12 protein-coding genes are annotated in these 9,969 nt (G+C 69.5%); 4 read left to right on the plus strand and 8 right to left on the minus strand.

The window, feature by feature from the left end; translation table 11 throughout:
* Positions 1–33 precede the first annotated feature (33 nt).
* From ACFOYX_RS26235 to ACFOYX_RS26250, 4 genes are all read right to left on the minus strand, one after another.
* On the minus strand, positions 34–735 hold the full coding sequence (locus tag ACFOYX_RS26235; RefSeq protein ID WP_322444057.1) for a trypsin-like serine protease: 702 nt from the start codon (positions 733–735) through the stop codon (positions 34–36).
* Positions 736–974: 239 nt separating this feature from the next.
* Positions 975–1,553: a hypothetical protein gene (locus ACFOYX_RS26240; protein ID WP_322444056.1), complete on the minus strand. Its 579-nt coding sequence runs from the start codon at positions 1,551–1,553 to the stop codon at positions 975–977.
* Positions 1,499–2,269, minus strand: a complete 771-nt coding sequence (locus ACFOYX_RS26245) for a hypothetical protein (protein ID WP_322444055.1) — start codon at positions 2,267–2,269, stop codon at positions 1,499–1,501. Before ACFOYX_RS26245 ends, ACFOYX_RS26240 begins: the two co-directional genes overlap by 55 nt.
* Positions 2,270–2,771: 502 nt before the next feature.
* Positions 2,772–3,125 carry a helix-turn-helix domain-containing protein gene (locus ACFOYX_RS26250; protein WP_322444054.1) on the minus strand — a complete coding sequence of 118 codons (354 nt, stop codon included), beginning with the start codon at positions 3,123–3,125 and terminating at the stop codon, positions 2,772–2,774.
* A 121-nt stretch (positions 3,126–3,246) separates the two neighbouring features.
* Between ACFOYX_RS26250 and ACFOYX_RS26255 the strand changes: the two genes are divergently transcribed.
* Positions 3,247–4,092, plus strand: coding sequence for an SDR family oxidoreductase (locus ACFOYX_RS26255; protein WP_322444053.1), 846 nt, complete (start codon positions 3,247–3,249; stop codon positions 4,090–4,092).
* A 58-nt stretch (positions 4,093–4,150) separates the two neighbouring features.
* Here the strand turns inward: ACFOYX_RS26255 and ACFOYX_RS26260 are convergent, their stop codons facing one another.
* From ACFOYX_RS26260 to ACFOYX_RS26270, 3 genes are all read right to left on the minus strand, one after another.
* Positions 4,151–4,927, minus strand: a complete 777-nt coding sequence (locus ACFOYX_RS26260; protein ID WP_322444052.1) for an HAD-IIB family hydrolase — start codon at positions 4,925–4,927, stop codon at positions 4,151–4,153.
* Between the two features lie 135 nt (positions 4,928–5,062).
* The gene (locus ACFOYX_RS26265) at positions 5,063–6,241 is read right to left on the minus strand and encodes a low temperature requirement protein A (protein WP_322444050.1); all 1,179 of its coding nucleotides are present in this window, start codon (positions 6,239–6,241) and stop codon (positions 5,063–5,065) included.
* 285 nt (positions 6,242–6,526) lie between these two features.
* Positions 6,527–6,997 (minus strand): hypothetical protein, encoded by a 471-nt coding sequence (locus tag ACFOYX_RS26270; protein WP_322444049.1) that lies wholly within the window; start codon positions 6,995–6,997, stop codon positions 6,527–6,529.
* A 500-nt stretch (positions 6,998–7,497) separates the two neighbouring features.
* On the opposite strand from ACFOYX_RS26270, the gene ACFOYX_RS26275 reads away from it, so the two are divergent.
* Both ACFOYX_RS26275 and ACFOYX_RS26280 read left to right on the plus strand, forming a co-directional pair.
* Positions 7,498–8,151: a low temperature requirement protein A gene (locus tag ACFOYX_RS26275; protein ID WP_322444048.1), complete on the plus strand. Its 654-nt coding sequence runs from the start codon at positions 7,498–7,500 to the stop codon at positions 8,149–8,151.
* Positions 8,152–8,355: 204 nt separating this feature from the next.
* Positions 8,356–8,613 carry a hypothetical protein gene (locus tag ACFOYX_RS26280; RefSeq protein WP_322444047.1) on the plus strand — a complete coding sequence of 86 codons (258 nt, stop codon included), beginning with the start codon at positions 8,356–8,358 and terminating at the stop codon, positions 8,611–8,613.
* A 28-nt stretch (positions 8,614–8,641) separates the two neighbouring features.
* Here ACFOYX_RS26280 and ACFOYX_RS26285 read toward each other — a convergent pair whose 3' ends face one another.
* Positions 8,642–9,079 carry a hypothetical protein gene (locus ACFOYX_RS26285; protein WP_322444046.1) on the minus strand — a complete coding sequence of 146 codons (438 nt, stop codon included), beginning with the start codon at positions 9,077–9,079 and terminating at the stop codon, positions 8,642–8,644.
* Positions 9,080–9,415: 336 nt separating this feature from the next.
* Between ACFOYX_RS26285 and ACFOYX_RS26290 the strand changes: the two genes are divergently transcribed.
* Positions 9,416–9,910, plus strand: coding sequence for a flavin reductase family protein (locus tag ACFOYX_RS26290; RefSeq protein ID WP_322444045.1), 495 nt, complete (start codon positions 9,416–9,418; stop codon positions 9,908–9,910).
* Positions 9,911–9,969: the final 59 nt, after the last annotated feature.

A 9,969-nucleotide genomic window follows, 5' to 3' on the forward strand; every position in this document is an offset into this window, starting at 1 on the left:
GTGTTTGTCCAGCTCACACCCCAGATTCGCGGACTATATCGAAGCGAAGCTGCGGAACGCAGGCCAGGTCTTGTTGAGCGCGTCGAAGCCGACCTCGGCCTTCATCCGCACGCCGCCACCGGGGTGAGTCTGGCCGCCGGGGCCGTTCAGGGCCTCTTCCGTGCCGTACCCCATGACCTGCCAGGTGGCCGCGTCGAGCGCCCGCGGGCCCATCGCGTCGAACTGGCCGGCGGCGGGCAGGGTGGCCGGGGTGAAGTCCCAGCGGTCGGCGAGGTCGGCGGCCTGCGCGGTGTTGAACTCGATCACGGCGATGTCGTGCGCGTCCGCTGAGTCGCCCGGGTATGCCGCGTCCCAGTGGGCCACGCCCTGGACGCCCACCCGTGCCGCGATCTGCTCCGGCGTCCCGCCCTGGGCGTTCGAGGCGTCAATGGCCGCCTGTACGTCCTGGTCGAGCGAGACGTAGAACTTGGCGCCGGCGGGCCGGTTGGCGGTGCAGTGAGCGGCGGTGAGGAAGACGTTTGCCGAGATCATGGTCCCCGAGCAGCTCCACCGGACGACGTCGGGAGTGGCGGGGTTGCCGTCGCGGTCGTACTGGACCACGAGTGCGCCGACCTCGGTGCGCTCCGGCGCGGGCTCGGCGTTGTAGGTGTTGATGGCAGAGGCCGGCGTGGCGCCGGCCATGACCGCGGCGACCGCCGCGGTGGTCAGGGATGCGAGTAGTGCGGAACGACGCAAAGAATCCTCCGGTGCCAGGGGACACGGATGTCCCGTGGGTGGTCGAGGCGTCGACGACGGCCGGCGTCGGACGCGCCCCCTCGATCGCGTCCGTCACCCCTCCAGGGTGGCCGCGATGTGCCGGTCCTCGATATACACCGGAGCCTATGACCTGCGACACTTCCTCGCAGGGTGTAGCGGGCGCAGCGCATTCCGGCGAAATCTCGTTACATCGCCGTCACGCCGCGCCCGCCCCCGGATCACGGGTAGCTGACCACCGGGCTGGTGCCGTACGAGCCGACGACCGGGGTGCCCGCCTCGTTGATCGTGCGCTCGATGCCGCCGTCGCCGTCGAGGAAGACGGTGACCGCGTCGTGGAAGCGCACGCCCGCCCGGCGTGGGGCCTCGATCGCCCGGTCGCAGCGGATGTCGACCTCCTGGTTGAAGTAGGAGTAGACGCCGAGCCCCCACGCCTCGTGCTGGCGCACCTGGTCGGCCACCTTGTACGACGCCCAGCCCCGGCCCGTCGGGCTGCTCCACGCGGCCTGGCTCGGCGGGTCGTAGGGCAGTTCGCTCTGGTAGAACACGGTGCGCCCGCGCTCGCCGTTCCAGATCGTCTGGTAGCGCTGGTAGTGCTCGACGAAGAGCCCGTAGGCGGTCACGTCGTCGCCGTTGACCACCACGCCGGTGTCGGCGGTGTTGGTGGTCCAGCCGATGGTGCCGGCCTTGCCGTGGTCGCCACGCCAGGCCCAGATGTTGTCGACGATGGCCTGCCGGCTGTTGATCACCAGGCTGGTCGCCGCCCGGCCGACGCGGGGGCCGCCGATCCGGAAGAACACGTCCTGCAGCGAGATCGGGTTGGTCGCGTGGCTGCGGTGGCTGTGCCGCCTGCCGACCTCGACCAGCACCTCCGACTCCTCCGGCCCGGCGTCGACCAGCACACCGGCGATCCGTACGCCGTCCACGTCCTCGATCCGCAGGGCGGCGTCGCCGGTGGTCGGGCGAGGCTGGGCATGCCGAGGCCGAGCACGACGGTGTCCGGTCGCTTGACCCGCAGCGCCCGGTCCAGGTGGTAAACGCCCGGCGTGAGCAGCAGGTGCCGCCCGCGGGCCAGTTCCTGGTTGATCCGCTGGGCGGAATCGGTGGGCTTGGCGATGTAGAAGTCGCACAGCGGCAGCGAGGGCACCGACGGGGCACCCGCGCCCCAGGTGGTGCCGGCGGTGTCGTGCCGCAGCCCGGGTACGGCCACCCGCCAGCCGCCGGCGGCGTCGACGAAGAGGTACGGCTTCTCCCGGGTGACCGGGCTGGTCGGCAGCGTGGTGTACGGCGGGTTCGGGAAGCCCTGCGCGGGCGCGCCGAGCACCCCGGAGAAGACCTGGTTCCAGATCCCGTTGGTCCAGTCGCCGCCGAGTTCGCTGTCCCGGGTCAGCCACTGCTGCTGGGAGCCGTTGATGGTGATGCCGTCCACCTTGGAGTCGGCGATGTAGCCGCCGCTGGAGTAGCCGCCGTTGCCGAGCTCCAGCCAGAGGATGCCCTTGATGTGGACGCGGCGCATCGGGGAGGCCTGGGAGACCGCCCACTGGTTCGACCAGTCGGTGGCGTGACGGCGAGGTTCTCGGCCGAACGCCAGAAGTTGGTCAGGGCGGAGATGCCGGCCGGTGAGTTGGGGTCGGGCTGGCCGACGACCCGTACCGCGCCGTGGATCTCGACGTCGTCGGGGTGAGCGCCGAGGCCGGCCACGGTGGTGTAGTAGCCCAGCTTGGCGTTGACCTCGTACCGGCCGGGCTTGAAGAGCACGGCGTACCGGTCGGCGCCCATCTCGTTGTGCTCCTGCGCGGCGAAGAGCCGGTCCAGGGTGGACTGGATCTCCGTGGTCGGGGTCGACGGGTCGTACACGAAGACGTTCGGGCCGAAGTCGGGCTCCGCGTCGTGGTCGCTGCCGGTGGGGGCGGCCGCGGCCGGCAGTGCCGGGAGTCCGAGGGCGGTGAGGGACGCCGCCGAGGCCTGTTTCTACCCCGTCGACCCCGGCCGCGCCAGACCGCGCCGGTTCCGGAACTTCAGCGGGCGTCGTAGCGGGCCCGGGCGGCCTCCACCTCGGCCAGGTGGGTGGTGGCCCAGTCCTCCAGGCCGGCCACCAGGTCGAGCACGCTGCGGCCCAGGTCGGTCAGCGCGTAGTCCACCCGGGGCGGGACGGTGGCATGCACCGTGCGGGTGACCAGGCCGTCGCGCTCCAGGCCGCGCAGGGTCTGGGTGAGCATCTTCTGGCTGATCCCGTCGACCCGCTCGGCCAGTTCGCCGTAGCGCTTGTCGCCGTCGGCGAGAGCGAGGACGACGAGGACACTCCAGCGGTCGCCGATCCGGTCGATGACCTTCCGGCTGCCGCAGTTCCGGTTGAAGAGATCCGGGTTCACGCCATTACTCTCTTTCGGTGCGTACCGAACTTTGAGGTGCCTACTCTCCAACGGGAAGTATGCCTGCGGTGTTTCCCGTTCCGGTGGGAAGAAGTTCTCATCGCAACCGCAGGGAGTACCCATGTCCATCGTCGTCACCGGCGCCACCGGCCAGCTCGGCCGGCTGATCATCGAGTCGCTGCTCAGCCGGGGCGTACCGGCCGACCAGATCGTGGCCGTCGGCCGCGACACCGACCGACTGGCCGACCTGGGCGGGCGCGGGGTGGTCACCCAGTTGGCCGACTACGACGACGCCGAGTCGCTCCAGGCCGCCTTCGCGGGCGCCGACCAGCTGATGTTCGTCTCCGGCAGCGAGGTCGGCCGCCGCGTCGTGCAGCACGGCAACGTGGTCACCGCCGCCAAGCAGGCCGGCGTCAAGCAGGTGGTCTACACCAGCATCGCCAAGGCCGACACCTCCAGCCTGGTGCTCGCCGCCGAGCACAAGGCGACCGAGCAGCTGATCAAGGACGCCGGCCTGCCGTACGTGTTCCTGCGCAACAGCTGGTACCTGGAGAACTACACCCCCCAGCTCCCGACGTACCTCCAGCACGGCGTCGCGGGCGCGGCGGACGACGGCCGGGTCAGCGCCGCCACCCGCGCCGACTACGCCGAGGCCGCCGCCGTGGTGCTCACCACCGAGGGCCACACCAACCGGGTGTACGAGCTGGGCGGCACCCCCTTCACGATGACCGCCCTGGCCGCCGAGATCTCCCGGCAGACCGGTACCACGGTCTCGTACCTCGACCTGCCGGTGGACAAGTACACCGAGCTGCTGGTCGCGGCCGGCGTGCCCGAGGGGTACGCGGCCTTGCTCGCCGACGGCGACCGGGGGCTCGCCCAGGGCGACCTGGAGGTCGGGGACGACCTGGCGAAGCTGCTCGGCCGTACGCCGACGACGCTCGCCGAAGCGATCCGCGCCGCACTCTGACGCCGCAAACACCGCCGCCCCGGATCCCTGATCCGGGGCGGCGCTGCGCGTTCAGCGGCTACGCGCGTTCCACGCGCTGCTTGACCAGCTCGTCGACCAGGGCCCCCACGTAGTCGGCGGTCTCCTCCCAGCAGGTGACGGCGAAGCACCGGATGCCCATCGCCTTGACCGGGTAGTCGTTGCCGCCCACGTCCAGCCGGTCGCCGACGAAGAGCACGTTGTCGATCTTCAGATCCAGGCACTCCAGCAGCTTCCGCATGCCGTACGCCTTGTCCACGCCCTTGCGGGTGACGTCGATCGACGTCGAGCCGCCGCCGCGTACCTCCAGGTCGGGAAGCTCCTCGGCGACGGCGTCCCGGAGCCGCTTCTTCTTGCCGCCGTCCGGGTCCCAGCCGTACTTCTCCGCCGGGGGTGCGGACTGGCCCAGCGCGGAGAAGGTGATCTGGCTGCCCCGGTCCTCGATGACGTCACCCCAGGTCCTCGTCTCCCAGAGGCCCAGCGCCTTGGCGGACTCGGTCAGCACCTCGATGACCCGGGCCTTGACCTCGGGGTTCAGGTCCTCCGCGTAGACCAGCCGCCACGCCGAGTCCTGCCAGCGGTAGTAGCGGGTGCCGCAGGTGGGCATCAGGTGCAGCCGGAGCCGCTGCTCCTCGGTGAGGTCGAGGTGCGCGAGCACCTGCGACTCGAACTGCTCGAACCGCCCGCCGGAGATGATGAGCACGTCGACCTCGGTCAGCAGGTGGCCGAGCAGTTCCGCCATGCGACGATCGATCTGGGACTTGGAAACAGCCAGGGTGTCGTCCAGGTCGAACGCCACCACTCGAAGATCGTTCATCAAGTACCACCATGTCGTCGCGGGCAGGCCAGGACTAGCAGGGTACCGACGGCGACGTTCCGGGGCCCGCGCGGCCCGTTCGTCACGCTCCGCGCTCCTCGACGGAGGGTAACGGCCACCCGTCGGCCGGTGCGGTCAGCCGGGGCGTCCCCGCAGCATGGGCCGGGTCAACCGCCCGCCCATGGCGTCCCCGACCACCACCCCGGCCAACACGAGCACGACGAGGGTGGTGACCAGCACCGGGGGCCAGCCGCCCACCCACGGTGCCGCGGCCGCCAGCACCAGCACCCAGAGCACCCGGTGCCACGGAACTATGCCGGCAATCCGGTAGGTGAACAGGGTGCGCCCGAGCAGGAACAGCGCAGGCCCGCCGAGAATCAGCGCGGTCCAGCGCGCCGGCGTGTCGCCGGTGGGCCGGTCGAGGACCAGGTCGAAACCGGCGGCGGTGCAGACGACGCCGGCCAGCATCACCAGGTGGGTGTACGGTGCCAGCCGTGCCAGCCGCCGGCGCGTCTGTGCGGACCACGACATCCGCAGAATGGAACCGGCCCCCAGGACGTAGATCTGCCAGAGCAGCAGCATGGTGACGAAGGCCGCCAGGAAGGCGGCCAGCCGGGCGCGGGTGAAGTCCGCGGTGCTGATCTTCAGGGTCGGTACCAGGATGATGTCGCCGAGCGCCAGGATGACGAACTGCTGGTACCGCTCGCCCAGGTGCTCGGTCGTCTTCTCGTACTGTTCGACCGGTACCCGGCCGAGCCAGGGTGTGGGGTAGCGCGCCGCAGCCGAGACGTAGTCGATCGCCACCGCGACGGTCCAGAGCGTCCATCGCGGCGCGTCCGGCAGCAGCGCCCCGACGATCCAGAAGACGCCGGAGACCAGGAACCAGAAGAGGAAGCGTGCCGCACGCTTTTCGGCCTGATGCCGGTGCTGGTGCAACACGCTCACCAGCACCAGACCCCGCCACACGTGCGGGGTCACGTATCCGGCGGCGAAGATCAGCGCGTGCGCGTCGGAGGCCAGCGCCGCCGCCATCACCACGGCACCGAACATGGTCACCATCAGGATGGCCCGGATCGGACGCTGATCCGGGTCGTAGAAGTCGGTGGTGGTCGAGGTGACCGACCAGGTCCACCAGACCGCCATCAGCATGCGCACGACCGGCGCGACGCCGGCCCACGAGTCCCGCTCGGCGATCAGCATCGAGGTCAGCGCCAGAGCGGCCACGAAGACGACGTCGAGGAGCAGCTCCAGCAGGGTCGCCCGGGTCGACCCGCTCGGCCGGCGCACCAGCTCGGTGCTGCCTCCGGTCGTCATGCCCGGCCTCCCGCCGCCCGTCACACCCGGTCGCGGGCGACGCCGGCGCCGGTTGCGCGCCGACCGCCTGGCGTACGGCCTCCCGGGCCCCGCACCCTCGAGGATTATCGGTGCCGCCGCGGTGGCCCGTATCCGGATCGGCGATTCCGGCCTGGCGGCCGGACGGCCCGACGGTGACGCCTCGCCGTGGCCCCTCACCCGGACGGGCCTGGACCGCCACAGTGGGCGCGGAAGTCCCCGGACGAGAGGAATGATCGTTGATCGAGGGGGAACCGCGGGTTCCGCCTACGAGCCATCCAGCAGGCTGGCGAGCGAGGCAGCGACCACCGCCGGTAGCTCCTCGCCGGACGAGGGGTGCTCGCTGAGCCACCTTCCGGCGCCCTCGGGGTCGACACGCCAACGGGTCAGCTTCGGCTCGGTGACCCATACCGTGTCGGGCGTGTTCTGGTCCCAGGCCGCAAGCACACCGATGCCACCGATCATGGCGGGCCGAGGAGGCGGCAGGACGACGGCGCCGGTCGCGATCTCCACCACCTGGTACTGCCAGTCCCCGCCGGCGGTGTCAGGAGCGGCCTTGGACACGTCGAGGCGGAACTTTCCGGACGGCGACAGCGAGGGGCGTCCTGGCCAACTCACGCCAGCACCCTCGGCCGGGCAGTAGGCGGTGCGGTGCGGGCAGCTCTTCGTATTGCCGAGATCGCCGTCGAACGGAGATCCAGCGGTGCCGGTGACCGCAGTACAGCCGGCCAGCAACACGGTGGCGGATGCCGCGAGGCCGGCCGATCGACCCCCTGGCCGACCAGGGTGCTCGCGCGGAAGTACCCGGTCCCTGATCGTTGATCAAAGGTCTGGCCTGGTGCCCCCGGCAGGATTCGAACCTGCGACACACGGTTTAGGAAGGGAGTAGCGCTTGCCGCGCAGACCCGCCTGCCGCCTGGGCACATGCCCGATCCTTGCCCGCGCCACGCTTGATCATTCCGCGCATATTCCGGATCTTGGTTTCAGGGCACTGCCAGTATGGGATCGCGGTCGTTCAGTCGTACGACTTTCGCCATTCGGTCATCGATGGTCGCGATCTCAGTGGTTTCGAAGCGCGGTCAGCAGTATCCAGGGCAGGTCGGCGTATTTCCGGACCAAGCGAGCCATCCGGGCGAGGTCCGAGCGGCCCTGGTCCTCCCCGAGGCGTGGCGGCACGGCACCCAGTCACTGGCCGCGCCCATGACTCTGGCCCTCGGCGGCGCCACGCAGACGCTGTTGTGGGCCGCGCGGCGTTCCTCATCGACTGCGTCGGCGGCCTATTCATCGCGGTGTCTGCGGGACGCGCTCCGTTGCGCAGCTCCAGCCATTTCGCCGAGCGGCACGGCCTGATAGTAATCATTGCTCTGGGCGAGTCGCTGATCTCGGTGGGCGTCGGCGCCGGATCGGCGGTCACTCGTTGGCCGGTCGTGATCGCTGCGCTGCTCGCCCTGACCACGGCGCTGGCCCTGTTGTGGCTGTACTTCGAAAACGCCGCCGCACCTGCCGGACAAGCCATGGCGGGGATGCCCGTTTCGGACCGGACTCGGACCGGCAGCATCGCCTACAGCTTGGCTCACTTCTTGCTCATCGCCGGGATCATCTACCTGGCAATCGGCATCGAGGTGGTCCTCGCCCACATGGCCCACCACCCACTCCAGCAGCCCGCTGGGACCCCGCTGGACTGGACTTCGACCGCAGCTCTGTTCGGCGGCCCGGCCCTCTACCTCATTGGTCGGGCCCTGTTCCTTCGACTCACCGTCCGGCACACCCCACCCGCCCCGATCCTCGCGGCCGGCACCATCCTCGCGCTGCTGCCCGTCGCCCGACACCTTCCCGCCCTCGCCGCCCTCGCTCTAAGTCGCCATCATCTTGATCGCCCTGGTCTGCTATGAACGGATCAGTTGGCAGCCAACCGCCGCGGCGAAATGACTACGTATCCAGGCCTGCCGAACCCCCGAAGACCGGCAATCTGGCCAAGCTTCGTTCTAGCCGGAGTCGTCACGCATCATGTGGCGCTAATCTGTGACGGATCAAATGAAGCCGGACAAAGCCGACAGCCGGCCGACCGAACGTGTGTTCGACTAGGGTTGCTGGGGGTGGAGGTACGTGGTCGCTACTGGAACGGGGCGTGGGGTCGCATGGCCCGGCGGGATATCTGGCTGGTCTCCGACGGTCAGCTCTGGCGGGTCCGTGGCCGCCTCGGTGGAGACGGAGGTCAGGAGGTGTCCTACGACTTCCAGGACGAAGCATCCGCCCGGTCGATGGCCGACCGGATGGTGAAGACCTCGGCCGGCACCTGGCGGGATCTCACGGAGGCAGTCCGGCAGGAGGCCAACCGCCCGCAGACCCATTAGCTATGCCCGGCCGCTGCCCGGTAGTCCCTCAGCGGCAGGCGTCTGCCCGGACGTGCACACCGCACCAGGTCGGCAAATCAACTGCCCACACCCGCCAGCCGCCGGCGTCTCGCCGCGTCTCGAACCGCCAAGCGTGGGCTGCGCCGCTGAGGCTGGTCGGCCCGTTCCACCAGATCGGGCGGACCTGCGCGGTCACCTTCGCACGGTCGTCGCCCTGGTCCTCGACGTCGATCGGTCCGACCGTCTCAAGCTTCGACGGCACGTTGGCGCGCTCCATCTCGCCGCGGTACCGGCGCCACTGCCGCAGCAGCTCATCATGATGCCCGGCGGCCAGACCCCGCGTCAGCCCCAACTCCTCCCCGCTGCTCATTTTGAGCACGTATACGTTCACTGCCGCGCCCGGCGTCGCCTCGCCTCGCTCTGCTTCGGCTTGCCGGAGAACGGCCCACGACACCGGAACGGCCACGATCCCGGTACACAGCACGGCTACGAGCGAGAGCACGATCCATGGCCAGTGGCGGGGCGACCGGACCCAAGGCTTGCCGGCAGCCGCCCGGCGACCCGGCAGAGCTGGTCCCTCCCCTGGTCCCATACACGCAACATATGCCTCTGGGGCGATTTTCAGCTATTGCCGGCACCCAGCGGTCTGCAGATAGCAGTGGTGGCAGCGTGTGACGCCAGTCAGGCAGACATCGAGCCGACCATGGGCGTTCTTGCGCTGAACACTTGCCGCGATTTGGGTAACCCAACGCTCGTGTATGTCGTACTTACGATGGCGGCACGATCTGCAGAGGAGGCACTCATGGGCGAGCAAGGCAGCCTGGATCTGTTCCTAGCTGGGCTGGACAGCCCGATGTTCATCGTCACCACCATCCACCCGGAATCCCGTGAGCGTGCGGGCTGCCTAGTGGGCTTCGCCTCGCAGTGCAGCATCGATCCCGACCGGTTCGTGGTATGGCTGTCCCAGAACAACCACACCTACCGGGTCGCCATTCACGCTGAGTTCCTTGCCGTCCATAGCCTGTCCGAAGACCAGCGCGATCTAGCCGAGCTGTTCGGCACTCAGACTGGCGACGAGGTGGACAAGTTCGACCGGTGCACCTGGCGACCAGACCCGTCCGGCGTGCCAGTCATCGACGACTGCCCACGCCGGTTCGTCGGCAAGGTCCTCGACCGGGCTGTCTGGGGAAATCACACGGGGTTCCTGCTCGAACCCGTGTGGGATATCGGCGAACCGGATCCTCCCCCGCTGATGTTCTCTTCCGTCAAGGACCTGCAAGCCGGCCATCGGGCCTAGCCTCGCGCCTTCACGAAGGCTGGCGGTGGTGGCGGGTCGTGAACGTGAAAATGCCCTCT

This window comes from Micromonospora sp. GCM10011541, from assembly GCF_042650725.1.
GTDB lineage: Bacteria > Actinomycetota > Actinomycetes > Mycobacteriales > Micromonosporaceae > Micromonospora > Micromonospora sicca.